Raw genomic sequence first — 24,996 nt, 5'->3', positions numbered from 1 at the left:
GATCAGTCCTTAGCGCCGGGACGGGGAGGAGGGGTGAGGGAGCGGAGCCAGGTCTCGCAGCCGACGAGGCTCTCCAGCGCCTGGACCGCGCCGTTGTCGGCCTGCGGGCCGGTGAGGCGGATCCGCAGGGCGTCCGGGTCGAGCAGGCCGCGCGCGGCCAACCGGGAGTCGGGACCCAGCAGGTCGAGCAGCGCGGGCAGGTGCGTCCGCAGGCCGCGGCGGACGTCCTCGCCGAACTCGCCCTTGGTGGCGCGGGTGCGGACCGGCTCGGGGACGATGCCGTGCATCGCGTCCGCCAGCAGGGGCTTGAAGCGCCACGGCCCGGCATGCTCCTCGGGGCGCACCCGCAGCACCGCGTCGACGACCCGGTCGTCGAGGAAGGGCGCGTCGAGGGCGATGGCGTGCTCGGCGTAGAGGTCGCCGAGCAGGCGGTAGGTGCTGGTGTTGGAGCGGACCACCACCAGCGTCTGGTGGGTGCCCAGCTGCGCGGCGAGCGGCGACGCGTGCTCCGCGGTCCGGCGCAGCGCCGTGCGGGCGAGCTCCGCGCCGGCGGGGGTGATCCAGCCGGGGGCGCGGATCGGGCCGAGGCCCCAGCCGAGGGCGGCGCGTCGCAGCGGCGGATGCGGCTCGGTGAGGGCGGCCGCTTCGGCGGCCCACCATCCGGCGAAGGAGCTCGGGCGCAACAGGTCGGCGAGCGTGGCCCGCAGGGGCCAGCGCCGCAGGGCCGCGTGCGCGCGCAGGTGACGCAGCGCGGCTCCCGGGCGGCGGCGCAGCAGCGGACGCAGGTAGCCGGGCATGGGCGTGAACAGCTCGTCGCCGCCGTGGCCGGACAGGTGGCGGACCGAGCCGTGTTCGGCCAGCAGTTCCACGCTGCGCCGGATCCGCGCGGTGGCCCGGGTGAGCGGGCTCGGCATTTCCCGACTCAGTGGCTTTTCGGCCTCCGCGAACATGTCCGGGAGTTCGTTCTGCGGCACGACGAGGTGTTCGGCGCGGCGGAGTTCCATCATGGCTGATTCCGCGAAAAGCGTGTCGTCGTTCCCCGCCTCGGCCTCGCCCCAGCGGAAGGTGAGGATTTCCGGTTCCTCCCTGGCCGCGAGAAAGCAGACGGAGCTCGAATCGAGCCCGCCGGAGAGGTCCGAACTCAGCCTTCCCCGTTGCGGGCTTTTCCCGTGTGTGGCCGCGAGCAGCGCCTCCCGCACTTGTGCCACCCCGCCGAGGAAGGACAGCTCGGGCGCGGGCGGCTGCCACCAGCGGACTTCCTTGGCGGAGTCCGCGTCCCACTCCAGCGCGTGGTCGGGCGCGAGCGCGGTGACACCCGAGAAGAGGCTGCGGGCGTTGGCCGGGTAGGGCAGCTGCAGCCCGCAGACGGCGCGCAGCGCGAGCGCCTCCTCGTCCAGGCCCGCGCCGGTGATCGCCGCGAGCAGGTCGGCGCGGTCGGCGGCGAGGGAGGCGGTGCCCGCACTGGTGCGGACCCTGGCGTGGAACAGCCGGCGCAGCCCGGACGCGGTGCCCTGGAACCGGGACCAGTCGGGCAGGGAAACGCCCAGGTGGCAGCTGCCGCGCAGGTCGTCGAGGGCGCGGGCGGCGTCGGCCGGGCCGCTGATGCGCCCGGCGATCGCCGTCAGCCGGGCCCGACTGAGGGGCGCGTGGCCGATGACCGCGAGCCGCACCGGACCGGCCTCGGCGACAGTCACCGCGTCGACCGGCCAGTGGCCGACGATCCAGGGCCGGCCGGAGGCGTGCGGGACGACCACGGCGTCGTCGAGCGGGATGCGAGGGGGGAGCTGCTCGGCCGACGGCCGGTCCGGAAGGAGCACGAATCCGGATCTCATCTGCGCTTGCGACCACCGTTTCCGGATCGACCGCGGACCGGGCCCGAAAAGACCCGGTCCGCGGGGCGGTTCACCTTGGTTCCAGGAATTACCACTTCATGTTGAAGAACCAGTCCGGAACGGTGCCCCAGCCACCGAGGGTGTCCTCATTGAACTCGCCGACCTCGACAAGTGCCGGTGCCATGTACGCGTTCGACTGCTCGATGGTGTCATCCATGGGAGCCTCCCGGATCCGAATCCGCCATTGCGGGCCCGGGAATTCCCAGGCGCGGCCGAATCTAGCATGTACACGGTCAAGGGTTAAGTGATCCAGGTCACGCGATTTTCGGCCACGCATTCAGGTCAGTTTCCAGCCGGAATGTTTGGCACCGGATCGGCCGGATCCTGCCCGGTCAGCGCTGGTGCGGAGCGGTGACGCGGCTGCGGAGCCAGGCGGTGGCCTGGTCGGCGGGCATCGCCTTGGAGACCAGCCAGCCCTGAACCGCGTCGCAGCCCATGCCCTGGAGCCGCTTCCAGGTCTCGTCGTCCTCGACGCCCTCGGCGACGACGGTCAGGCCGAGCGAGTGCGCGAGCTGGACGCTGCAGCGCACCACAGCCGCGTCGTGGTCGTCGGCGACCATGCGGCTGACGAACGAACGGTCGATCTTCAGCTCGGCGACCGGCAGGCGGCGCAGGCGGACCAGGGAGGAGTAGCCGGTGCCGAAGTCGTCCAGGGACATCCCGACACCATGGCCGCGCAGCTCCTCCAGCGTCTCGGCGGCCCGCTGGCCGTCCTCCAGCAGCAGCCGCTCGGTGATCTCCAGTTGGAGCGCTCCGGCCGGGACGCCGTGCCGCGCCAGTCGCCCGGCGACGCCCGCGGCGAAGCCGGGACGCAGCACGTCGCGCGGGGAGATGTTGACCGCGACGGGCACCTCGATGCCGTCGGCGCGCCAGCGCGCGAGCTGGGAGACGGCGGCCTCCAGCACGTAGTCCGTCAGCTGCGGCATCAGGCCGCTGGATTCGGCGAGGCCGACGAACTCCTCGGGACTGACCGGTCCGCGCCCGGCGCGCGACCAGCGCACCAGCGCCTCCAGGCCCACGACGCTGCCGTCGAAGGCGACCTTGGGCTGGTAGTGCACCTGCACCTCGCGCTGGTCCAGCGCGCGGCGCAGCTCGCCCAGCAGGCCCAGGCGCAGCGGGGTGTCCTCCTCCTGGCCCGGCTGATAGAGCGTCACCCCGGCCCGGCTGCGCTGCGCGTGGGCCATGGCGATGTCGGCGCGGCGCAGCAGCGACTCGGCGTCGGCCGCGTGGTCGGGCAGGACCGCTATACCGGTGCTGGAATCCAGGATCAGCTGCAGGCCGCCGAACTGGATCGGCGCGGCGACCTCCGCGGCGAAGGCGCGGGCGAGCCCCAGCAGCGCGGCGGACTCCTGCGGCGGCTCGGGCACCAGCACCGCGAACTCGTCCCCGCCGAGGCGCGCCACCAGCGCGCCGGTGTCGAGCGCCAGGGACTGCAGACGCTGGGCGACCTGGACCAGCAGGCGGTCACCGGCGAGATGCCCGAGGGTGTCGTTGAGGGAGCGGAAGCGGTCCAGGTCGATCAGGACGAGCGCGTGCCGGGCCCGCGCGGTGGCCGCCTGCACGGCGGCCAGATGCAGCGCGGCCCGGTTCGGCAGACCGGTGAGCTGGTCGGTCACACCCTCGCGCAGCCGCTGCCGCCCGAACCACCACGCCGCGAACAGCACGGCGATGGGCACGCCGAACAGCGGGAGCAGCAGGGGCTCATGTTCCGCCACCACATCGGCCAGCGGCACCAACGGCGCCGCCCCGGCGAAACCCACGCCGAGGAAGACCGCCGTTCTGACGGCAAACCCGGCACGGTCAGGACCCAGCACTGACCGAGGCGTGCGCTCCATCGGTTTTCCTCTTGCTTCCCCGCTCGCCGGATGCGCCGCACAGGACATACGGACCGACAGGATCGGGCTGCATCCAGCCTAGGCCGACTGCCCCTGCGGAGAGTGGCAATCTGCGAGGCTGTGACCGAGTGGTGTCCTCAACCGATGGACAAATGAGCTGATTGTCCAAACTTGCCCTACATCCGGACGGGCAGAGAAACGTGACAGACCGCCACGGACCGCACCCGCGAGGCGACCCCGCGTCACCTGACCCAGGGTCACCCCGCGTGGTGACCGGGCGCTCCCGCCCTACTCCTCGACGGGCAGCGCGGCGGCGCGGGCCGCCTCAGGACCCTGCTGCAGGAGGACGGCGAAGCCGGCGTCGTCGAGGATGGCCAGCTTCAGCTGGACCGCCTTGTCGTACTTGGAGCCCGGGTTGTCGCCGACGACGACGAAGTCGGTCTTCTTCGACACCGAGCCCGTCACCTTCGCGCCACGCGACTGGAGCGCGTCCTTCGCGCCGTCCCGGGTGTGGTCCGCGAGCGTGCCCGTCACCACGACCGTCAGACCCTCCAGGGGACGTGGTCCGGACTCCTCCCCGGACGTCTCGTCGACGAAGCGGACGCCGGCGGCGCGCCACTTCTCGATGATCTCCCGGTGCCAGTCCTCGGCGAACCAGTCGACGACGGCCTTGGCGATGCCGGGACCGACGCCCTCGACCACGGCCAGCTCCTCCTCGCTCGCGCCCGCGATGCGGTCGAGGTCGCGGAACTCGCGGGCCAGGGCCTGCGCGGCGACGGGGCCCACGCGGCGGATCGAGAGCGAGTTGAGCACCCGCCAGAGCGGCTGCTGCTTGGCCGCCTCCAGGAACTCCAGCATCTGGGTGGCGGTCTTCTTCGGCTGCCCGGCGATCGTGGCGAAGAAGGAGACCACCTTCTGCTCGCCGGTCTCCTCATCGATCTTGGGCAGGCCGGTCTTGGCGTCCCGGACGAGCGTCTTGATCGGCAGCAGGTCCTCGACCGTGAGGTTGAAGAGGTCCCCCTCGTTCTCGATCGGCGGCGTCGAGGGCTCTACCGGCTGGGTCAGGGCGGTGGCGGCGACGTAGCCGAGATGCTCGACGTCCAGCCCCTCCCGGCCGCCCAGGAAGGCGACCCGCTCACGCAACTGAGCCGGGCAGTGGCGGGCGTTGGGGCACCGCAGGTCCTTGTCGCCCTCGGTCATCGGGCGCAGCTCGGTGCCGCACTCGTGGCAGTGCGTCGGCATGACGAACGGCCGCTCGGTTCCGTCGCGCAGCGCGACGACCGGGCCGAGGATCTCCGGGATGACGTCGCCCGCCTTGCGGATGACGATGGTGTCCCCGAGGAGCACGCCCTTGGCCTTCACCACGTCCTGGTTGTGCAGGGTGGCGTACTGGACCATCGAGCCGGCGACCTTGACCGGCTTCTCCAGCACCGCGTACGGCGTGGCCCGGCCGGTACGGCCGATCCCGACCAGGATCCGGTCGAGCTTGGCGTTGACCTCCTCCGGCGGGTACTTCCAGGCGATGGCCCAGCGCGGCGCCCGGGAGGTGGAGCCGAGACGGCCCTGCAACGCGATCTCGTCGACCTTGATCACGACACCGTCGATCTCGTGCTCGACGCTGTGGCGCTGCTCGCCGTAGCGCTTGACGAACTCCTTCACCTCGTCGAGCGTGCTCACCACGGCGTTGTGCCGCGCGGTGGGCAGGCCCCAGGACCGGAGCAGGTCGTAGGCGTGCGACTGGCAGTCGATGTCGAAGCCGCGACGGGCGCCGATGCCGTGCACGATCATGTGCAACGGGCGCTGGGCTGTGATCGCCGGATCCTTCTGGCGCAGCGAACCCGCCGCCGAGTTGCGCGGGTTGGCGTACGGATCCTCGCCGGCGGCGACCCGTGCGATGTTCAGGGCCTCGAAGTCCTCGATCGGGAAGTAGACCTCGCCGCGGATCTCCACGAGCTCGGGAGGGTTCTCCCCCGCCAGCCGATGGGGGATCTCCTTGATGGTCCGCACGTTGGCGGTGATGTCGTCGCCGATCCGCCCCGTGCCGCGCGTCGCCGCCCGGACCAGGACGCCCTTCTCGTAGGTCAGGTTGACCGCGAGGCCGTCGATCTTCAGCTCGCACAGGTAGTGGAACTCCTGGCCCGCGAGCTCGCGCTCGACCCGCTCGGCCCAGGCGTCCAGCTCCTCGTCGGTGAAGGCGTTGTCCAGGCTGAGCATCCGCTCCAGGTGCTCGACCTTGGCGAACTCGGCCGTGGTCTCCCCGCCGACGGTCTGCGTCGGCGAGTCGGAGGTGCGCAGCTCGGGATGGCGCTCCTCGATCCCCTCCAGCTCGCGCATGAGGAGGTCGAACTCGCCGTCGCTGATCGTCGGCGCGTCGAGGTTGTAGTACCGGTAACGGTGCTCGTCGATCTCCTGGGCCAGCTGCGCGTGCCGAGCGCGGTCCTCTTCCAACGACACCGGCTCCTTGGACAACTCCGTCACCCCTCACTCAGGATTGTCGACTCACTCAGGATTGTCGGCCAGGCTCTGCGCCGCGATGACGCTGTGTGACAACGCCGTGCGCGCGTAGGCCGGGGACGCCCCCGCCAGGCCGCAGGTGGGGGTGACCACGACGGAGCGCGGCAGCAGCGCGGGAGACAGGCCCAGACGCCGCCACAACGTCCTCACACCGCTGACACTACCGGCCGGGTCTGACAATTTCCGATCCGTGGAGGGCACGACACCGAGCAGGAAGACGGTGCCGCTCTCGGCCCCCTCGCCGATCGCCTCGTCGTCACGCTCCGTCAGCAAGGATGCGTCCAGCGACACCGCCGAGGCGCCCGCGTGGCGCAGCAGCGGGATCGGGACCGAGGGGGCGCAGCTGTGGACGACCACCGGCGCGTCGACGCCGTCGATCACGCCGCGCAGGATCTCCTCCCCCACGCCGCGGTCCACCGCGCGCAGCCGCTGCCAGCCGCTGGCGGTCTTCACCTGGCCGGCCAGGACCGCAGGGAGGGACGGCTCGTCGAGCTGGAGCAGCAGTTGGGCGCCCGGGATGCGGCGGCGGACCTCCGCGAGGTGGAGGCGCAGGCCCTCGGTGAGGGAGGCGGAGACGTCGCGGACCGCGCCCGGGTCGGCGAGCGCCTTCTCGCCGCGCGGGAGCTCGACCGAGGCGGCCAGCGTCCACGGGCCGACGGCCTGGACCTTGAGCGGGCCGGTGTAGTCCTGGGTGAACTCCTCCAGCGCGTCGAGGTCCTCCCCGAGCCAGGAGTGGGCGCGCCGGGTGTCGCGGCCGGGGTGGTCGCCGAGGCGCCAGCCGGAGGGCTCGACGCGGGCGTAGAGCTCGACCAGCAGGCCCAGGGTGCGGCCGATCATGTCGGCGCCGGGGCCGCGCGCGGGCAGTTCGGGGAGGTGCGGGAGCGCCTCCAGCGAACCGGTGACGGTCTTGGCCGCCTCGCGGGCGTCCGTGCCGGGCATGGAGCCGACGCCGGTCGCGGCGGGGCCGGAGAGTGTGGGGAACGTGCCCACCTCCTTCATCGTCACCGCCCCGGCCGCACCGTCACGTCGGTGATCTCCGCGTCCCGCGGCAGGTCGATCGCGGTCAGCACGGCCTTGGCCACCGACTCGGGCGCGATCCACGCCTCGGCGTCGTACGCGCGGCCCTCCTGCGCGTGCACCTTGGCCTGCATCGGGGTGGCGGTGCGGCCCGGGTAGACGGTGGTGACCCGCACGCCGTTGCCGTGCTCCTCGGCGCGCAGCGAGTCGGCGAGCGCCTTGAGGCCGAACTTCGACGCCGCGTAGACGCCCCACTCCGCGTCGGCGCGCAGGCCCGCGCCGGAATTGACGAAGACGACATGGCCGCCCGAGACGCGCAGCGTCGGCAGCAGCAGACGCGTCAGCTCGGCCGGCGCGAGGAGGTTCACCGCGAGGGTCTCCTGCCAGACCTTCGGCGTCATGTCGCCGATGGTGCCGAGCTCCACCACGCCGGCGACGTGCAGCAGCGAGTCGATCCGGTCCGGCTGCGGCTGGTGGCTGAGCGCCCAGCTGAGCCGCTCCGGCTGGGCCAGGTCCCCGACCAGCGTGCGCGCGCCGGGGAAGCGCTCGCGCAGCTCCGCCGCGCGGCGGGCGTCGCGGGCGAGCAGCCACAACTCCTCGCCGCGCTCGTCGAGCCTGGCGGCGACGGCCGCGCCGATGCCGGAACCCGCTCCGGTGATCACATGCGTTCCCATGGGTTCATCAGTACCACGCCCGCGACCCCGCTCCGTGCGCCACCATGGTGATCATCAGGGCACGCGCGGGCGAGGGACGGGGAAACGGTGCCGGACGAGGCGGGGCTGCGGCCGAGGGGGACGGACGACACGACGCCGGGCGAGGCCCGGGGCGGGACGCGCCCCGAGGAGTTCCGCCGGCACATGGTCGTGGTCGGCAACGACGCGCTGACCCAGCGCCTGGCCGGCGACCTGGCCAAGCTCTACCAGGAACGCGTGGTCGTCGTCGTGCCCGAACCGGGCCAGGAGCACGGGCCGCAACTGCTGGAACTGCACCAGGAGTCGGGCCCGATCAGCGTCATCGCCGGACGCCGTCCGGACGAGGCGACGCTGCGGCAGGCGGGCGTCGCCGCGGCGGACGCGCTCGCCATCGTGCTCGACGACGACCAGGCCGTCACCGCGGCCGCGCTGACCGCGCGCAGCATCAACCCGCACGTGCGGCTGGCGCTGCGGGTCCACAGCGGAGCCCTCGGCAAGCGGCTGCGGCGGCTGCTGGACCGCCCGGACGCGCCGACCACCGTGGCCTCGGCCTCGGAGACGGCAGCGCCGGCACTGGTCTCCTCCGCGCTGCCGGACCAGGAGCGGGTGATCGCGGTCAACAACGGCACCTGCACCGTCGTCTCCAGGGACCTCCCGGAGGGCGCGGAAAGGCTGCTGCCGGGCCCGGACATCCCGATCGCGGTGCTGACCGAGGCCGAGGGCGTGCTGCTGCCCGATCCGGAGACCTGGCGGCCGCCGACGGACGAGCGGGTCACCGTCGTCCGCCTGCGCCACCACCAGGAGTCGGCCACGCCGCAGGGTCCGCCCCTCTGGGCGCGCGTGATGGCGGTGGTGCGCGCGTTCGTCTCGCGCAAGCTCCAGGTCGCGGCGGCCGCGCTGTCGGTGGTGGTGGCCCTGCTGACCGTGCTCACCTGGCAGTTGACCGGCACCGACCTGGGCCGGTCGCTCTACCTGGTGCTGCTGGACCTCTCCTCGGCGGGCAACCCGGCCTTCGGCCAGCCGGTGGCCCGTCAGGTGCTCCAGATCGTCACCATGTTCACCGGGATGCTCATCCTCGGCCTGGTCGCCGCCATCGTGCTGGACAGCGTCGGCGCGGTCCGGCCGGCCGACGGAACCCGGCGCGTGCGGCGGACCCTGAACAACCACATCCTGCTCATCGGGATCGGCAGCGCGGGGACGGCCGTCGTGTCACGGCTGGTGGACATGCGGCGGCAGGTGGTCGTCGTCGAGCGCAACCCGGGCGCCCGCAACCTCGCGGCGGTGCGGGCGCGCGGCGTGCCGGTCGTCCTCGGCGAGTTCACCAGCGACGCCGTCTGGCAGGCGGCGCGCGGCGACCGGGCCTCGGCGGTGATGGCGCTGACCAACAACGACAGCGCCAACCTCCAGGCCGTCCTCTTCGCCCGGGAACGCCGCCCGGACGTGCCGGTCGTGCTGCGGCTCTTCGACGAGGGCTTCGCCAGGACCGTCTACAAGGCGCTGCGCGAGGCGCACCCCAACTCGCGCACCCGCAGCCGCAGCGTCTCCTACCTGGCCGCGCCCGCGTTCGCCGCCGCGATGATGGGCCGCCGGGTGCTGGCCGCGATCCCCGCGCGCCGCGAGATCCTGCTGCTCGCGGAGGTGACCGTGGCCGAGGGCGACGCCCTGGCCGAACGGACCGTCACCGAGGCGTTCGCGCCCGGCGACTGGCGCGTCGTCGCGGTCCGATCGGCCGGGCGCGGCCAGCACTTCGACTGGAGCCCGGAGGCGACCCGCACCCTCCACGCGGAGGACCGGGTCGTCGTGGTGGCCACCCGGGCCGGCCTCGGCCGGCTGCTGCGCCGCGCGGACACGCCACCGGCGGACACGCCACCGGCGGACGAACGGGCCTCGGACGAACAGTCGGCGGGCGGAAGGACCTCGGACGGACGGCCCGTGGTTCCGGCTCAGGCCGACGCGTCCGCGGCGACCCCGGTCGGCTCGGTGGGCTCGGTGAACCCGGCATCCTCGACGTAGCGCAGCGCGGTCCCGCCGTCGGGCGCGAAGCGCACCAGCTCGTCCAGGGGGCGGGGCAGGAAGCCCTCCAGCTCCATCCGCCGCAGCTGGGTGCGCATCCCGTCGTAGAAGCCCTCGGTGTCGAGCAGCACCACCGGCTTGTCGTGCAGGCCGTGCTTCTTCAGCTCCAGCACCTCGGTCACCTCGTCGAGCGTGCCGAGGCCGCCCACCAGCACGACCAGCGCGTCGGCCCGCTCCAGCAGCTGCGCCTTGCGCTCGGCCAGGTTGGCCGTGGTGACCAGCTCGTCGGCTCCGGAGTACGCCTTGTGCGCCAGCATCTCGACGGAGATGCCGACCAGCTTGGCGCCCGCGGCCTTCGCCTCGTCGGCGACGACGCCCATCAGACCGGCGAAGGAGCCGCCCCAGACGAGCGTGTGGCCACGCTCGCCGAGCGCACGGGCGAAGTCGCGCGCGGGCGCGGTGTAGCGCTCCTCGAGGGCGTTGGCCGAGCAGAAGACAGTGATGTTCATGCGGGTTCCCCCAGGGTTACTCGAAGTCTCAGAGCTGTGCGGCGGCGGCGCGCTCGGTGGCGGCACTCTCGGCGCGCTCGGTGGCGGCGATGGTCGCCGACCCGACGACGCGGGTGCCGTCGTACAGCACCACGGCCTGGCCGGGCGCGATGCCCCGCAGCGGCTCGTCCAGGACGACGCGCAGACCGCCGTCCCCGGCCACCTCGGCGGTCACCGGCACCTGCTCGCCGTGCGCGCGGATCTGCGCGAGGTACCGCGCCGTGCCGTACGGCGGCTCGGCGCCGCACCAGCGGGGCTTGACGCCCGTCAGCGCGGTGATCTCCAGCGCCTCGGCCGGGCCGACGGTGACGCGGTTGTCCACCGGCGAGATGTCCAGCACGTAGCGGGGCTTGCCGTCGGCCGCCGGGCGGCCGATGCGCAGGCCCTTGCGCTGACCGATGGTGAAGCCGTAGGCGCCGCTGTGCTCGCCGACCACGGTGCCGTCCACCTCGACGATCTCGCCGGGCGCGGTGCCCAGGCGCTGCGCGAGGAAGCCCTGGGTGTCGCCGTCGGCGATGAAGCAGATGTCGTGGCTGTCCGGCTTCTGCGCCACGGCGAGGCCGCGGCGCTCGGCCTCGACGCGGACCTGGTCCTTGGTGGTGTCCCCCAGCGGGAACATGGCGTGCGCGAGCTGGGGCGCGTCGAGGACGCCGAGCACGTAGGACTGGTCCTTGGCCGGGTCGACGGCGCGGTGCAGCTCGCGGCCGCGCTCGGGGTGGTCGACGATCCGGGCGTAGTGGCCGGTGCAGACGGCGTCGAAGCCGAGGGCGATCGCCTTGTCCAGCAACGCCGCGAACTTGATCTTCTCGTTGCAGCGCAGACAGGGGTTGGGCGTGCGTCCGGCGGCGTACTCGGCGACGAAGTCGTCGATCACGTCCTCGCGGAAGCGCTCGGCGAGATCCCAGACGTAGAACGGGATGCCGAGCACGTCCGCGGCGCGGCGGGCGTCGCGCGAGTCCTCCAGCGTGCAGCAGCCGCGGGCTCCGGTGCGGAAACTCTGCGGGTTGCTCGCCAGCGCCAGGTGCACGCCGGTCACCTCGTGCCCCTGTTCCACGGCGCGCGCGGCGGCCACGGCGGAGTCGACCCCGCCGGACATCGCCGCGAGGACGCGCAGCTTCCCGCCCGGCAGGGCGGAGGAATCGGGTGCGGGGGCGCCGGGGAAGTCAGACATAGTGCCTACCAGGATACGGCCGGGCCTCCCGGGCCTCCGCTGAGTTCTTCCACCCAGGTCTCACCTTGGTCGCATGAGTATCTCCGCCGATAGTGGGCGCGAGAGGATCTCACTAGGCTCGGATGGCCTGGGGCGGACGAGCCCGCAGTGGACGAGGAGGACGGACGCGGTGATCGAAGCGGCGTTGCGGGGGGTCGCCCCGGGCCGGTACGACCGGTACGAGGAGTTGCTGCGCGCCGTCGCCGAAGGCCGGCTCTGGATGCTGCTGTGGCACGGCATGCCCGGTGATCCCGACGCGCAGTACGGGAACCTGGAGGTCGGCGGCTACGGCTACGCGCCCTGTGTGACCTCGCAGGAGGAGCTGTCCGCGAGCGGCTGGGCGCGGCAGCACCAGGTGATCTCCGGTGCGGAGGTGGCCGCGGCGCTGTACCGCGAGCGCTGGGGGCTGTGGCTCAACCCGCACCAGCCGGGCGGGGGTCTCGGCATCCCGTGGCCCGACCTGCGCCGTGTCGCCGGCGGCCTGGACCGCCTCCCCGCCGGGCCGCTGGGCTTCTCCCCCGCGGACCGGCCGCCCGCCTCGGTCAACCCCTCGGTCGGGAGTCCCGACGCCACCTCGTCGTTCTACCGGGCCCTGGTGGACGGCGCCGGCCGCAATCCGGCGATCCGTTCGCTGCGCCGCGCCTGGGTCGAGCCCGCGTTCGGCGAGCCGAGCCTCACCATCGGCCTGGACCTCGACGACGTCTCCGAGGCGGCGGTGGCGGCCACCCGTCGGATGATGCTGGAGGCCGTCGCCGCGGCGCCGGGCGGTCTGCCCGTCTCCAGCGTCACCATGGCCGACCCGTACGACCCGGTGGCGATGTGGCTGTGGGCCCGGGTCCCGGCGTTCTACAGCAGAGAGGCCCAGCCGGCCTGAGAGAGCGCGCCGCCGGCCGGGGAGACGCCGAAGGGCCGCCCCGCGCACGGCGGGGCGGCCCTTCGGTGAGGTGAGCGAGCGTCAGGCCCTGGTCACTCGGCGGCCGAGGCCGGCGCGGCCGGGATCTCCTCGGGAGCGACGACCTGCTTGACCTCCGGGAAGTGGCACGCGGCCTGGTGGCCGTCGGCCGAGCCGATCAGCTGCACCAGCGGCGGCTCCTCCGAGGCGCAGATGTCCTGCGCCTTCCAGCAGCGGGTGCGGAAGCGGCAACCCGACGGCGGGTTGATCGGGCTCGGCACGTCGCCGGTGAGGCGGATCCGCTCGCGGTTGTCCGCACCGTCCGGGTCGACCTCCGGCACCGCGGACAGCAGCGCGTGGGTGTACGGGTGCTGCGGGCGGCTGTAGAGGGTCTCCCGGTCCGCGATCTCCACGATCTTGCCGAGGTACATGACCGCGACGCGCTCGGAGAAGTGCCGCACGACGGCCAGGTCGTGGGCGATGAACAGGAACGCCAGGCCGAACTCGCGCTGCAGGTCCTGGAGCAGGTTGACCACCTGCGCCTGGATCGACACGTCGAGCGCGGAGACCGGCTCGTCGGCGACGATCAGCTTCGGCTTGAGGGCCAGGGCGCGGGCGATGCCGATGCGCTGGCGCTGGCCGCCGGAGAACTCGTTCGGGTAGCGGTTGTAGTGCTCCGGGTTGAGACCGACGATCTCCAGGAGCTCCTGGGCCCGCTTCTTGTGGCCCTGCTCCGGGTTGATCCCGTTGAGCTTCATCGGGGTCTCGATGATCGTGCCGACCGTGTGCCTCGGGTTCAGCGAGGAGTACGGGTCCTGGAAGATCATCTGGAGGTTCTGCCGGGCCGCCCGCATGGAGGCGACCTTCTTGTGCGTGATGTCCTCGCCGTCGAAGCGGACGGTGCCGCCGGTCGGCTCCAGCAGGCGGGTGACCGCACGACCGGTGGTGGACTTGCCACAGCCCGACTCGCCGACGAGGCCGAGGGACTCACCGGGCTTCACCTGGAAGCTCACGCCGTCGACGGCGCGGACCGCGCCGATCTGGCGCTGGAAGACGATGCCCTGCCGAATCGGGAAGTGGACCTGGAGGTCCTCGACCTCCAGCAGGTTCTCCCCGGACGTCGACTTCTCCCCGGACTGCTGGGCCGGGATGCTCTTGGTGGTGCTCATGCCCTTCTCCTGTTCGTCCGCCGCTGCCGCGTCGCGGGCCGTCACTTGGTGCCTCGCGCACTGGCGCTGCGGATCTCGGCCTTGGCGTCACCGGTCAGGTGGCAGGCCGCAATGTGCTTGTCGCTGTCCAGAACCGGCAGCAGCTCCGGTCGCTCGCTGAGGCAACGACCGTCCGCAACCTGGTCCTTGAAAGCGCAGCGCGGGTTGAACGCGCAGCCCGAGGGCAGGTTGATCAGGCTCGGCGGGGAGCCCGGGATGGGGTTGAGGCGCTGCGAGACGTCACCGCCGAGGTGCGGCATCGACTGGAGCAGACCCCAGGTGTAGGGGTGCTCCGGCGCCTTCAGCACGTCGTGCACCGAGCCGTACTCGATGCGGCGACCGCCGTACATCACCAGGATGTCGTCGGAGATCTCGGCGACGACGCCCAAGTCGTGCGTGATGATGATGACCGCGGAGCCGAACTCCTCCTGCAGGTCCCGGATCAGGTCCAGGATCTGGGCCTGGACGGTCACGTCCAGGGCGGTGGTCGGCTCGTCGGCGATCAGCAGCTCGGGGTCGCAGACCAGCGACATGGCGATCATCGCGCGCTGGCGCATACCGCCGGAGAACTGGTGCGGGTAGTCCTTGGCCCGGCGCTCCGGCTGGGGGATGCCCACACGCTTGAGCATCTCGACGGCGCGCTCGTGCGCTTCCTTCTTCGACGCCTTGTGGTGCACCCGGTACGCCTCGGCGATCTGCGAGCCGACGGTGAAGAACGGGTGCAGGGCCGACAGCGGGTCCTGGAAGATCATGGAGACCTTCTGCCCGCGCAGGGCGCGCATCTGCGCCTCGGTCATGCCCACGAGCTCTTCGCCGTCAAGCCAGACCTCACCGGAGACCCGGGCGCGGCTGCCCTTGTGGAGGCCGAGCAGCGACAGCGAGGTGACGGACTTCCCGGAGCCGGACTCGCCGACGATGCCGAGCGTCTTGCCCTTCTCCAGGGAGAAGGAGACGCCGTCGACCGACTTGACGAGGCCGTCCTCGGTGGGGAAGTGGACGCGCAGGTCCCGGACCTCCAGGAAGGAGGACGCCGGGTTGACGTCCACGGACTGCGGCGAGAGTTCGATGGCCACGGGTACTTCCTAAGTCGACGGGGGGTCGGGGTCACCGACCCGCGCCGGATGTTTCTTGGACCTGAGCGAGGATCAGGCGTAGCGGACGCGGGGGTCGATGATGCCGTACACCACGTCGACAAGGACGTTGGCGAGAACCACGGCGGTGGCGGCGAAGAGGCTGGTGGCCATGATCACCGGCAGGTCGACGTTCAGCACGGACTGGACGGCCAGCTGGCCGATGCCCGGGATGCCGAACGCGGTCTCGGTGATGATCGCCGAACCGCCGATCAGCGCGCCGAAGTCCATGCCGAAGATGGTGACGATCGGGGTGATCGCGGACCGGAGCGTGTGCTTGAGGATCACCTTGCCGCGGGAGAGGCCCTTGGCCCGGGCCGTGCGGACGTAGTCCTCACCCATGACGTCCAGCGCGGTGGAACGGGTCAGGCGGGTGTAGTACGCCATCGAGCCGAGGACCAGCGCGGCCCACGGCAGGATCAGGCCCTGGAACCAGCCGGCCGGGTCCTGGGTGATCGGGGTGTAGTTCGGCGCGGGCAGCCACTGCCACTTGTCCACGAAGAAGAACTGGAGCACGAGCGCGCTGAAGTAGATCGGCGTCGAGATGCCGAAGAGGGCGAGGCCGACGGCGAACTTGTCGACCAGCTTGCCCTTGCGGACCGCGGCGGCGAGGCCGAGGGCCACGCCGACGACCATGAAGACCACCGCGGCGCCGAGCGCCAGCGAGAGGTCAGCGGGGAAACGGCCCCAGATGGTGTCCCAGACGTTGGAGTCGTCGTGGAAGGAGATGCCCAGGCACGGCGCGGCGCAGTGGATCGCGTTCGCTCCGTCGCCGATGGTCCGGCCGGCGAAGAAGCCGGTCACGTAGTCCGCGTACTGGACGAAGATGTTCTTGTCCAGGCCGAGGGAGTGGTGGATGGCCGCGATGCGGTCCGGCGTACACGCCTTGCCACAGGCGAGGACCGCGGGGTCGCTCGGCAGGGCGAAGAAGATGAGGAAGGTGACGAGGCTGACCACCGCGATGACGGTGAAGGCGCTCAGCAGGCGTCGAATCAGATAACGAGTCATGTGGTGCTGGGACCGGGACGGAGCCTGGTCCGCCTCCCTCTCGCTGTGGGCCGGCGGGTAAGGACCTGCGCGCGGTGTGGTGAGGACAAGGACGGGGTGTCTCCGGCGCGGGCCGGCGGCTTGTGGCCGCCGACCCGCGCCGGTGGACGATTACTTCTTGATGTAGACGTGGGCCAGGTTCATCTCGGCCAGCACGGTGTCATCGGTGAGGCCACCGACCTTCGAGCCCTGGAGCTCGTTGAAGGTCATGTAGACCAGCGGAACGGCGGCGGCGTCGTTCTGCAGCATCTGGACGTCGAGGGCGCCCCACTCCTGGTTCGCGGTGGCGGCGTCCGGCTCGGCGGCGGCCTTGTCCATCGCGGCCTCGGCGGCCTTGTCCTGCAGCTGCGAGAAGACCTGGTTGCCCTGGGGGATGATCTGGCGACCGTCGAACAGCGGCGGGAGGATGGTGGAGGCGTTCGGCCAGTCGGCGATCCAGTCGGCCCAGATCAGGTCGTACTTGTTCGACGTGTTGCCGATGTTGTTGAAGTACGAACCGCGGTCGATCTTCTGGATGTTGACCGTGATGCCGATCTGCGCGAGCGAGTCGCGGATCGCGTCGGCGACCTTCTCCTGGGTCGGGGTGGCCTCGACGGCCAGCGACATCGTCAGGTTGGAGGCGCCGGCCTGCTGCATCAGGGCCTTGGCCTTGGCGACGTCACCGGTCGGGTTGGTGCCGTACGGGGCGGCCGAGGCCTGGCGGCCGTCGGTGCCCGGGGGCAGGAAGACGGTGGCGTACTGGCCGTAGGCCGAACCACCGAAGGCGCCACGGACGGTCTGCTTGTTGATCGCGTACTCGATCGCCTGGCGGACCTGGAGGCTCTTCACCGTGGTGGTGTTGATGGCCAGGTAGTTGGTGCCCGGGGCGGCGATGGCGTGCCAACGCGACTTCAGGGTCGGGTCCTGCGAGAACGGCGTCAGGTCGGTGCCCGCGATCGGGTCCTCGATGATGGCGTTCTGCGCCTCGCCGACGTCGGCCTTCATCAGCTGGTCGATCGCGGCCTGGTCCTGACCCATCTTGACGTCGATCTCGTCGACGTTCTGGTCACGGAGCGGGTCGACCGCCTTGGTCCACTGCGGGTTGCGGACGAGGATCAGTTCCTTGTTCTTGGTGTAGGACTTGATCTCGTACGGGCCGTCCGAGTACACCGAGGTGTCGTAGGTGACGCCGGTGTCGTGGGCCTTCGGAACCGCGGAGAAGGTCTCCATGGCGGTGGTCTCGTTGAAGTCCGAGACCGGCTGGCTCAGCTGGAAGACGATGGTGCTGGCGTCCGGGGTCTGGATGGAGGCCAGGTCGCCCGACTTCGTGGGGCCCTTGTAGCCCTTGTCGTTGGCGAGCCACTGCGAGGCGTACTGCGGGCCGCCGGACAGGTCCGGGTCGAAGGAGCGCTCGACACCGTACTTGACGTCCTGCGAGGTGACGGTGGTGCCGTCCTGCCACTTCACGCCCGGGCGGATGTGGAAGGTCCAGGTCTTGGCGCCGTTGCTCGGGGTGCCGGTGTCGGTGGCCAGGTCGCCGACGAGCTTCGGGGCGCCGGTCGGGTCGCTGGCGCTCTGCGACCAGCCGGTCAGCGAGCGGTAGATCTCGCGACCGATGTTCTGACCCTGGGTGGTGTAGGTGCGCTGCGGGTCGATGTGGTCGAAGTCGCTGGGCGCGTAGTAGACCAGCGTGCCGCCCTTGGTCACCTGGTCCGAAGAGGACCCGGCGGAGCCGCCCTTGGAGCCACCGCAAGCCGTGGCGCCCATCGCGACGGAGATGGCGATGGCCGTCAACGCCATCGCGCGCTTGTTGCGCATCATTGTTTTCTAGTCTCCTTGAGAGAACTGATGGATCAGCCAGCGACCTGCCCCCGTCCGAGGACGGGACGCAACTCGTGGTGGTTCAGGCGCGGTTGGCCCGCGGGTCCAGAGCGTCGCGGACGCCGTCCCCGAGCAGGTTCAGCGACAGGACGACCAGCAGCAGCGCCACACCCGGCACGACCATGTAGGTCGGGTCGTAGAGGTAGTACTGGGTCGCCGCGTCGAGCATCGAACCGAGGTCGGGGTTGGGCGGGACGACGCCGACACCCAGGTAGGAGAGGGCCGCCTCCGTGGCGATGTTCGTCGGCACCGCGAGCGCGAAGGAGATCAGGATGGGCGCCCAGAGGTTGGGCAGCAGCTGCTTGAACAGCATGTGCTTCCAGCCGGCGCCCATGATGCGGGCCGCGTCGACGAACTCGCGCTCACGCAGGGAGAGGACCTGGCCGCGGACGAGACGGGCGGTGTAGGCCCAGGCGAACAGGGCGATGATCACGATGATCGAGCCGAGCTGGAGGGTCTCACTCGTGCCGCCGTGCGCGTTGGTCGAGAACGCGCTGGTCAGCACCGGGGTGAGCGCGATGATGAAGAGCAGCTGGGGGAAGGCCAGCATGATGTTCATGACCCAGTTCAGGGCCGCGTCGACCTTGCCGCCGAAGTAGCCCGAGGCCAGGCCCACGACCACGCCGAGCAGCGTCGACAGCAGCGCCGCGATCAGCGCCACCATCAGCGAGGTGCGCAGACCGTAGACCAGCCGGGAGAAGACGTCATAACCGGTGCCGGGCTCGATGCCGAGCCAGTGGCTGCCGCTGATGCCGCCGAAAGCGCCGATCGGGAAGTTGCCCTTGTCCGGGTCGATCCCGTGCAGGTCCGGCGTGGCCGGCCCCCAGCCCTCGATGCCGGACAGCACCGGCGAGAGGACGGCAGCGAGAACGAAGAGCAGGGCGACGGTGAGAGCGACCACGGACGCACGGTCACGCCGGAGGCGCAGGAACGCCATCCTCGCGGGGGAACGCCCGACGATCTCCTTTGCCGCCGTGGTCTCGGTGTCTGCGGTGGCAGTGGTCACCTCGGCCTCCAAGACAGTCGAGTCACCGGTGGTCCCGGTCGAGTGGGGTTGCTGGGTCATCGTGCGGACATCCCCGGAAGTTGGTTCAGGTGTTCAAGTCGCTGCGCGGTGAGGGGGACTCTATGCAAACCGTTTTTCGAGCCTCAAGGGCCGACCTTCACATGAGACCAGAATGAGATCATGCAAGATCCATAAAGACGCCCTTATGTCCGAATTGCCCCTGTAAGTGCAACTTGAGCACCCGACGCTTCCCGGACTTTGATCGTTCATCAGCCCGAATTGACCGGGATATCCGCCACCCCCTCCGGGGGTGTATTTTGCCTCCGCTTGACCAGGTGTCTGAAATGTAAGACGTGGGGGTACTTGGGCGAATGATCCCGGTGGTCCCACGATGAACTGAAGAGATCTATGCAGCCTCGGGGGCTCCGAGCCGTCCACAGGCAGCCCACAAACCGGTGGAAACCAGGTAGAAATGCCGGGTGACCTCGCAGATCTTCAGTCCCGACGTCGAGCAGGTCCTGGACCTGGCCGGCATCTTCGTCTTCGCCCTGTCCGGCGGCCTCCTCGCGATCCGCAAGAACTTCGACGTCTTCGGCATCGCGGTGCTGGCCGAGGCGACGGCGCTGGGCGGAGGCGTGCTGCGTGACGTCCTGATCGGCGCGATCCCCCCGGCGGCCTTCACGAACCTCGGCTACTTCGTCACACCGCTGGTCGCGACGCTGGTGGTCTTCTTCCTCCACCCCGAGGTCGCCCGCATCAACCGGACCGTGCAGACCCTGGACGCCCTCGGCCTCGGCCTCTTCTGCGTCACCGGCACCGCCAAGGCCCACGACTACGGGCTCGGCGTGGTCCCCTCCATCGCCCTCGGCATGGTCACCGCCGTCGGAGGCGGCGTCATCCGCGACGTGCTGGCCATGGAGACGCCCTCCCTGCTGCGCTGGGACCGCTCCCTCTACGCGGTCCCCGCACTTGTCGGCGGCACCCTGACAGCGCTGCTCATCAGCGCCGGCGCGCTCAACACCGTCACCGGCAGCACCGCCGCGCTGCTGGCCTTCCTCTTCCGGATGCTGGCGCTCCACTACAACTGGCGGGCGCCGCGGGCCTGGCACCGGGGCAGTTCCAACATGGGAGAGCACTGACCTCGGCGGGGCCTGCCACCGACACCCGCCCCCGCGGCCGGCCCCCGCAACCGGCCCCCTCGGCCCGCGCTCTCAGCCGGCCCCGCCGCCGTACTCGCGGGAGATGGCCTCCGCCGTGAGTTGCAGGTCCGGCAGCAGGCGCCGGAGCGCGGTGAGCGGGGCGACCACCGTCGCCGTGGAGATCGAGCAGGCCGCGATCACCCGGCCGTCGATGCCGTGGACCGGCACGGCGACGCAGTTGACCCCCTCCTCGTACTCCCCCCGGTCCACCGCCCAGCCCTGCCGGCGGACCGACTCGACCTCCGCGAGCAGCGCCTCCCTGGTCCGCACCGAGCGCGGGGTGTACTTCGGCAGCTCCAGCCCGCCGACCAGTTCCGCGCAGTGCGCGGGCGGCAGGCCGGCCAGGAGCACCTTGCCCACGGCCGTCGCGGCCAGCGGCGCGCGCTTGCCGATCCGGGAGTACATCCGCACCGGATAGCGGCTCTCCAGCTTGTCCACATAGGTGGCCTCCCCGTCCTCGTAGACGGCGAGATGGACGGTGTGTCCGCAGCGGTCGTTCAGCGCCGCCAGATGAGGGGCCGCGACCTGCCGGACGTCGAGGCTCTCCAGCGCCAGCTGGGCGAGGGAGAAGAGGCGCCCGCCCAGCCGGTAGCGGTAGTCCGCCTGCCGGTGCACGAAGCCGTGCTGTTCCAGGGTGCGCAGCAGTCGCAGCGCGGTGGACTTGTGGACCCCGAGCAACGCGGCGGCCTGTTCCAGCGAGACCGGTCCGTCGGCGAGCGAGGCGAGCACCGTGAGTGCCCGGTCCACGGACTGCGACATGCCCCACCGGCTCCCGTTCCGCTGCGCGCCCCTGTGGTCGCAGGATGCCGGGATCATAGGAAGCTGTTGCAGCCTCTGCAACGGGTGTCCGGCCAAAGGAATCAGTGGACGGACGGTCGGCTCCGAGCGCCGGATGCCAAGGCTCTAGACTTGGTGGGCCATGCCGTATCTCGATCACGCCGCCACGACTCCGATGCTGCCGGAAGCGGTCCAGGCGATGACCGCGCAGCTGAGCCTCGTCGGCAACGCCTCGTCCCTGCACTCCGCAGGTCGGCGGGCGCGCCGCGTGGTGGAGGAGTCGCGCGAGCAGCTCGCCGCGGTGCTCGGCGCGCGGCCCAGTGAGATCGTGCTGACCGGAGGCGGGACGGAGTCGGACAACCTCGCCGTCAAGGGGCTGTTCTGGTCCCGCCGCGACGCCGATCCGGCCCGACGCCGCATCCTGTGCAGCCCCGTCGAGCACCACGCCGTGCTCGACGCGGTGCTCTGGCTGGAGCGGCACGAGGGCGCGGTCCTGGAGTGGCTGCCCGTCGACGGGCTCGGCCGGGTCCACCCGGACGCGCTGCGCGCCGCCGTGACCGCCAACCCGGCCGACATCGCCCTGGTCACCGTGATGTGGGCCAACAACGAGGTCGGAACGGTCCAGCCGATCCATGAACTCACGTCCGTCACGCGCGAGTTCGACATCCCGATGCATGCCGACGCGGTCCAGGCGTTCGGCCAGCTCCCGCTCTCCTTCGAGGAGTCGGGCCTCGACGCGATGACGGTGACCGGCCACAAGATCGGCGGCCCCTACGGCGTCGGCGCGCTGGTGCTGTCCCGCGCGGCGACGCCCGTCCCGCTGCTGCACGGCGGCGGGCAGGAGCGGGACGTCCGCTCCGGCACGCTCGACGTCCCCGCGACGGCGGGCTTCGCCGCGGCGGCCGCCGCGGCCGAGGAGCGCCGCCCGTCCTTCGCGTCGGAGGTCGCCGCGCTGCGCGACCAGTTGGTCGCGGCGGTGCGCGCGACCGTCCCGGACGCGATCCTCAACGGCGATCCCGACCCCGCGGGACGGCTCGGCGCCAACGCGCACTTCTCCTTCCCCGGCTGCGAGGGGGACGCGCTGCTGATGCTGCTCGACGCCCGCGGCATCGAGTGCTCGACCGGCTCCGCGTGCTCGGCGGGAGTGCCGCAACCCAGCCACGTCCTCCTGGCGATGGGGGCGGAGCCGGCGCTGGCCCGGTCCTCGCTGCGCTTCTCCCTCGGCCACACCTCCACCGAGGCGGACGTCAAGGCGCTCGCGGAGGCCATCGGCCCCGTCGTCGAACGCGCCCGCCTCGCCGGACAGACCCAGCGCCGGTAGCCCGGGGCGGGCCCCGCCGGCGGCGGGCTCCGCCTCAGCGGGCGAAGAACGGGGCCACGGTCTGGAGCATCCAACGCGCCGTCGGATCCTCCGCCACGACGTCCAGGAGGACGAGGGAGACCTCGCACGGCAGCGGGACCGCGCCGAGCGCGCGGCCGAGCGCCAGACCGACGGCCTGGTGGTCCTCCGGCTCGTAGCGGGCCAACTGGACGCCCACGAAGAGCTTGACCGGGTCGCCCTCCACCTGGACGAACGCGCGACGGGCCGTCAGCACGACCGGCAGGACCGCCAGTTCGCCCGCCGCGGCGGCGAGGTACTCGTAGGGGTCCTCGTGCGGCTCGGGCTCCCAGGCCGTCATCCGCACGCCCTCCTCGGCGGGGTCGCCGCAGAGGTCGGGGACACCGGCCGCAGGGACGGGCAGGCCGACCGCGCCCTCCGGGTTGACCGCGATGCCGACGCCCTGCGGCAGGCCGCGCGCCAGCTCCTTGACCGGGGCGATGGCGTACGACATCGCCTGGCCCGCGACCGCGCGCAGCTGCGTCTCCGAGCTGAAGACGGGCACGAAGGGCTGACCGGCGAGTTCGGTCGTGGGCAGGTCGAGGGTGACTCCGTCGCGGGTCGGGCCGCCCGGCATCGGCACCCAGACGTGGCTGCGGCTCAGCACCTCCATCACCCGCGGCGTCGCGCCCGGATCGCCGACGGAGGCGGCGAGGGCCAGCTCCAGCTCGTTCTCCGGCCACACCCCCGCCTGCAGACCCTGCGGGCCCTGCTGACTCTGCTGCGGGACGCCCCCGTACTCGTGCACGCTGTCCTCCACCTGTTCGCCACAGCTCCCGGCGTCGTGCCATGATGAGCCCGTCCACAATCGCATACCGGCCGATCGAACCCGCGCGGGAGAGCTCGGCGACACTCTCGTTCGCGAGATGTCCGCCGGCGCCGAAGGAGCAAGCCCTCCCCCGAATCTCTCAGGCACCACACCGCACGGGCGAGGCAGTTCTGGAAAGCGACCAGTCATCCTGGAGTACGGGGCTGGTCCACCCACGGTGCAAGCCGCAGCATGCGGTGAAGCTCTCAGGTTGCAGCGACAGACGGGGAGGGGCCCTGCAAGCCCCGCCGCAGCATGCCCTGATTGCTAGGAGATCACCGATGTCTCTCCGCCTGACCGCGCTGGACTCCGTCCACCGCTCTCTCGGCGCCACCATGACCGACTTCGCCGGCTGGGACATGCCGCTGCGCTACGGCAGCGAGCGCGAGGAGCACAACGCCGTCCGCACCAAGGCGGGTCTGTTCGACCTCTCCCACATGGGCGAGATCACCGTCTCCGGCCCGCAGGCCGGCGAGATGCTGGACCACGCGCTGGTCGGCTTCGTCTCCGCGCTCGCGGTGAACAAGGCCCGCTACACCATGATCTGCGCCGCCGACGGCGGCATCCTGGACGACCTCATCGTCTACCGCACCGGCGAGGACGCCTTCATGGTCGTCGCCAACGCCTCCAACGCGCAGCTGGTCCTCGACGAGCTGACCGCCCGCGCCCCGGGCTTCGAGGCCACCGTCCGCGACGACCGCGACGCCTACGCGCTGATCGCCGTCCAGGGCCCCGACTCCCCCGCCATCCTCGGCTCGCTCACCGACGCCGACCTGCCGGGCCTGAAGTACTACACCTGCCTGCCCGCCACCGTGGCCGGCCGCCCCGCGCTGCTCGCCCGCACGGGTTACACCGGTGAGGACGGCTTCGAGCTGTTCGTCGCCCCGGAGCACGCCGAGGCCCTGTGGCAGGCGCTGACCGAGGCGGGCGCGCAGTACGGCCTGATCCCCTGCGGTCTTTCCTGCCGCGACACCCTGCGCCTGGAGGCCGGGATGCCGCTGTACGGGCACGAGCTGACCACCTCGCTCACCCCGTTCGACGCCGGGCTCGGCCGCGTGGTCCGCTTCGACAAGACGACCAACGGCGGCGAGTTCGTCGGTCGCGCCGCGCTGGAGAAGGCCGCCGAGCAGGCCGCCGCCCACCCGCCCCGCGTCCTGGTCGGCCTGGTCTCCCCCGGCCGCCGGGTGCCGCGCGCGGAGATGAACGTGGTGGACGCCGAGGGCACCGTCATCGGCTCGATCACCTCCGGCGCGCCCTCCCCGACGCTGGGCAAGCCGATCGCCATCGCCTACGTCGACGCCGCCCACGCCACGGCGGGCGCGCAGGTCGCCGTGGACGTGCGCGGCACGCACGAGCCGGTCGAGGTCGTCGCCCTGCCGTTCTACAAGCGCGCACGCTGATACTGGCGGCCCAGTCGCCACCGACAGCTAGCCCACTCCACAGGTGAGCCCGCCCGTCGGGCAGCGGGCGTCTCACCTGGCAAGACCTGACCAGGGGTCGTCGACCCCCGTTTCGCCGTACCCATACCTCTCCGGGAGAATCGCGTCATGAGCAACCCCCAGCACCTCACGTACAGCAAGGAGCACGAGTGGCTGACGGCCGCCGAGGACGGCGTGGCCACCGTGGGCATCACCGCCTTCGCCGCCGACGCCCTCGGTGACGTGGTCTACGTGGACCTGCCCGAGGTCGGCCGCAGCATCGCCGCCGGCGAGACCGTGGGCGAGCTGGAGTCGACCAAGTCCGTCAGCGACCTCTACACCCCGGCCTCCGGTGAGGTCGTCGAGGTCAACCAGGCCGTCATCGACGACCCGGCCCTGGTCAACTCCGCCCCCTTCGAGGGCGGCTGGCTGTTCAAGCTCCGGCTGGCGGGCGAGCCCGAGGGGCTGCTCTCCGCCGACGAGTACACCGCCCAGTACGGCGGCTGACGACCGACCTCCGACCCGAGGGACCACATACGCCATGACTGTCCT

21 protein-coding genes and 1 riboswitch are annotated in these 24,996 nt (G+C 71.5%); of the genes, 6 read left to right on the top strand and 15 right to left on the bottom strand.

The window, feature by feature from the left end; translation table 11 throughout:
* Positions 1–2: 2 nt before the first annotated feature.
* From TR50_RS30200 to TR50_RS30180, 6 genes are all read right to left on the bottom strand, one after another.
* Positions 3–1,832, bottom strand: a complete 1,830-nt coding sequence (locus tag TR50_RS30200) for an asparagine synthase-related protein (protein WP_042429334.1) — start codon at positions 1,830–1,832, stop codon at positions 3–5.
* An 88-nt stretch (positions 1,833–1,920) separates the two neighbouring features.
* Positions 1,921–2,049 (bottom strand): keywimysin-related RiPP, encoded by a 129-nt coding sequence (locus TR50_RS45985; protein WP_152648723.1) that lies wholly within the window; start codon positions 2,047–2,049, stop codon positions 1,921–1,923.
* Between the two features lie 175 nt (positions 2,050–2,224).
* On the bottom strand, positions 2,225–3,727 hold the full coding sequence (locus TR50_RS30195; RefSeq protein ID WP_439654257.1) for a putative bifunctional diguanylate cyclase/phosphodiesterase: 1,503 nt from the start codon (positions 3,725–3,727) through the stop codon (positions 2,225–2,227).
* A gap of 288 nt (positions 3,728–4,015) precedes the next feature.
* The gene (ligA, locus tag TR50_RS30190; RefSeq protein WP_236654644.1) at positions 4,016–6,175 is read right to left on the bottom strand and encodes an NAD-dependent DNA ligase LigA; all 2,160 of its coding nucleotides are present in this window, start codon (positions 6,173–6,175) and stop codon (positions 4,016–4,018) included.
* Between the two features lie 51 nt (positions 6,176–6,226).
* The gene (locus TR50_RS30185) at positions 6,227–7,231 is read right to left on the bottom strand and encodes a methionine synthase (protein WP_269084823.1); all 1,005 of its coding nucleotides are present in this window, start codon (positions 7,229–7,231) and stop codon (positions 6,227–6,229) included.
* Positions 7,232–7,242: 11 nt separating this feature from the next.
* Positions 7,243–7,932, bottom strand: a complete 690-nt coding sequence (locus TR50_RS30180; RefSeq protein ID WP_042429331.1) for an SDR family oxidoreductase — start codon at positions 7,930–7,932, stop codon at positions 7,243–7,245.
* 87 nt (positions 7,933–8,019) lie between these two features.
* Between TR50_RS30180 and TR50_RS30175 the strand changes: the two genes are divergently transcribed.
* A complete protein-coding gene (locus TR50_RS30175; protein WP_052441508.1) occupies positions 8,020–9,963 on the top strand; it encodes a potassium channel family protein in 1,944 nt (647 codons plus the stop codon).
* Here the strand turns inward: TR50_RS30175 and TR50_RS30170 are convergent.
* Entirely contained in the window at positions 9,894–10,472 is a 579-nt protein-coding gene (locus TR50_RS30170) for an LOG family protein (RefSeq protein ID WP_042429328.1), read from the bottom strand. The two genes, TR50_RS30175 and TR50_RS30170, sit on opposite strands and share 70 nt — an antisense overlap.
* Positions 10,473–10,500: 28 nt before the next feature.
* Positions 10,501–11,682, bottom strand: coding sequence for a tRNA 2-thiouridine(34) synthase MnmA (gene mnmA / locus TR50_RS30165; RefSeq protein WP_042429326.1), 1,182 nt, complete (start codon positions 11,680–11,682; stop codon positions 10,501–10,503).
* A 172-nt stretch (positions 11,683–11,854) separates the two neighbouring features.
* Between mnmA and TR50_RS30160 the strand changes: the two genes are divergently transcribed.
* Positions 11,855–12,595 (top strand): enhanced serine sensitivity protein SseB C-terminal domain-containing protein, encoded by a 741-nt coding sequence (locus TR50_RS30160; protein WP_236654646.1) that lies wholly within the window; start codon positions 11,855–11,857, stop codon positions 12,593–12,595.
* 92 nt (positions 12,596–12,687) lie between these two features.
* On the opposite strand, the gene TR50_RS30155 is transcribed toward TR50_RS30160, so the two are convergent.
* The 5 genes from TR50_RS30155 to TR50_RS30135 form a co-directional block, all read right to left on the bottom strand.
* A complete protein-coding gene (locus TR50_RS30155) occupies positions 12,688–13,782 on the bottom strand; it encodes an ABC transporter ATP-binding protein (protein WP_042429416.1) in 1,095 nt (364 codons plus the stop codon).
* Positions 13,783–13,823: 41 nt separating this feature from the next.
* Complete coding sequence (locus TR50_RS30150; protein ID WP_042429322.1) at positions 13,824–14,894, bottom strand: ABC transporter ATP-binding protein; 1,071 nt, start codon at positions 14,892–14,894, stop codon at positions 13,824–13,826.
* A 72-nt stretch (positions 14,895–14,966) separates the two neighbouring features.
* Entirely contained in the window at positions 14,967–15,959 is a 993-nt protein-coding gene (locus tag TR50_RS30145; RefSeq protein ID WP_042429319.1) for an ABC transporter permease, read from the bottom strand.
* Positions 15,960–16,109: 150 nt separating this feature from the next.
* Positions 16,110–17,798, bottom strand: a complete 1,689-nt coding sequence (locus TR50_RS30140; RefSeq protein WP_042429315.1) for an ABC transporter substrate-binding protein — start codon at positions 17,796–17,798, stop codon at positions 16,110–16,112.
* 82 nt (positions 17,799–17,880) lie between these two features.
* Positions 17,881–18,864 carry an ABC transporter permease gene (locus TR50_RS30135; RefSeq protein ID WP_236654643.1) on the bottom strand — a complete coding sequence of 328 codons (984 nt, stop codon included), beginning with the start codon at positions 18,862–18,864 and terminating at the stop codon, positions 17,881–17,883.
* A gap of 479 nt (positions 18,865–19,343) precedes the next feature.
* Here TR50_RS30135 and TR50_RS30130 point away from each other — a divergent pair, with 479 nt between their 5' ends.
* Complete coding sequence (locus TR50_RS30130) at positions 19,344–20,003, top strand: trimeric intracellular cation channel family protein (RefSeq protein WP_042429312.1); 660 nt, start codon at positions 19,344–19,346, stop codon at positions 20,001–20,003.
* 72 nt (positions 20,004–20,075) lie between these two features.
* Here the strand turns inward: TR50_RS30130 and TR50_RS30125 are convergent, their stop codons facing one another.
* A complete protein-coding gene (locus TR50_RS30125) occupies positions 20,076–20,822 on the bottom strand; it encodes an IclR family transcriptional regulator (protein ID WP_042429309.1) in 747 nt (248 codons plus the stop codon).
* A 160-nt stretch (positions 20,823–20,982) separates the two neighbouring features.
* Between TR50_RS30125 and TR50_RS30120 the strand changes: the two genes are divergently transcribed.
* Complete coding sequence (locus TR50_RS30120; protein ID WP_042429306.1) at positions 20,983–22,161, top strand: cysteine desulfurase family protein; 1,179 nt, start codon at positions 20,983–20,985, stop codon at positions 22,159–22,161.
* Between the two features lie 34 nt (positions 22,162–22,195).
* Here the strand turns inward: TR50_RS30120 and TR50_RS30115 are convergent, their stop codons facing one another.
* Positions 22,196–22,966, bottom strand: a complete 771-nt coding sequence (locus TR50_RS30115; protein WP_042429411.1) for an enhanced serine sensitivity protein SseB C-terminal domain-containing protein — start codon at positions 22,964–22,966, stop codon at positions 22,196–22,198.
* A gap of 76 nt (positions 22,967–23,042) precedes the next feature.
* Positions 23,043–23,151: riboswitch (glycine riboswitch) on the top strand.
* Between the two features lie 156 nt (positions 23,152–23,307).
* Here TR50_RS30115 and gcvT point away from each other — a divergent pair.
* Positions 23,308–24,426 (top strand): glycine cleavage system aminomethyltransferase GcvT, encoded by a 1,119-nt coding sequence (gcvT, locus tag TR50_RS30110; RefSeq protein ID WP_042429303.1) that lies wholly within the window; start codon positions 23,308–23,310, stop codon positions 24,424–24,426.
* A 147-nt stretch (positions 24,427–24,573) separates the two neighbouring features.
* On the top strand, positions 24,574–24,951 hold the full coding sequence (gcvH, locus tag TR50_RS30105) for a glycine cleavage system protein GcvH (protein WP_042429300.1): 378 nt from the start codon (positions 24,574–24,576) through the stop codon (positions 24,949–24,951).
* The last annotated feature ends 45 nt before the right edge of the window (positions 24,952–24,996 follow it).

This window comes from Streptacidiphilus anmyonensis, from assembly GCF_000787855.1.
GTDB lineage: Bacteria > Actinomycetota > Actinomycetes > Streptomycetales > Streptomycetaceae > Streptacidiphilus > Streptacidiphilus anmyonensis.
This window is presented reverse-complemented; position numbering and strand designations above follow the sequence as displayed.

Coding starts and splice junctions, on each gene's coding strand:
- TR50_RS30200 (WP_042429334.1), bottom strand. CDS start 1,832: ATGAGATCCGGATTCGTGCTCCTTCCGGACCGGCCGTCGGCCGAGCAG.
- TR50_RS45985 (WP_152648723.1), bottom strand. CDS start 2,049: ATGGATGACACCATCGAGCAGTCGAACGCGTACATGGCACCGGCACTT.
- TR50_RS30195 (WP_439654257.1), bottom strand. CDS start 3,727: ATGGAGCGCACGCCTCGGTCAGTGCTGGGTCCTGACCGTGCCGGGTTT.
- TR50_RS30180 (WP_042429331.1), bottom strand. CDS start 7,932: ATGGGAACGCATGTGATCACCGGAGCGGGTTCCGGCATCGGCGCGGCC.
- TR50_RS30170 (WP_042429328.1), bottom strand. CDS start 10,472: ATGAACATCACTGTCTTCTGCTCGGCCAACGCCCTCGAGGAGCGCTAC.
- mnmA (WP_042429326.1), bottom strand. CDS start 11,682: ATGTCTGACTTCCCCGGCGCCCCCGCACCCGATTCCTCCGCCCTGCCG.
- TR50_RS30155 (WP_042429416.1), bottom strand. CDS start 13,782: ATGAGCACCACCAAGAGCATCCCGGCCCAGCAGTCCGGGGAGAAGTCG.
- TR50_RS30145 (WP_042429319.1), bottom strand. CDS start 15,959: ATGACTCGTTATCTGATTCGACGCCTGCTGAGCGCCTTCACCGTCATC.
- TR50_RS30140 (WP_042429315.1), bottom strand. CDS start 17,798: ATGATGCGCAACAAGCGCGCGATGGCGTTGACGGCCATCGCCATCTCC.
- TR50_RS30125 (WP_042429309.1), bottom strand. CDS start 20,822: ATGTCGCAGTCCGTGGACCGGGCACTCACGGTGCTCGCCTCGCTCGCC.
- TR50_RS30120 (WP_042429306.1), top strand. CDS start 20,983: ATGCCGTATCTCGATCACGCCGCCACGACTCCGATGCTGCCGGAAGCG.
- gcvT (WP_042429303.1), top strand. CDS start 23,308: ATGTCTCTCCGCCTGACCGCGCTGGACTCCGTCCACCGCTCTCTCGGC.
- gcvH (WP_042429300.1), top strand. CDS start 24,574: ATGAGCAACCCCCAGCACCTCACGTACAGCAAGGAGCACGAGTGGCTG.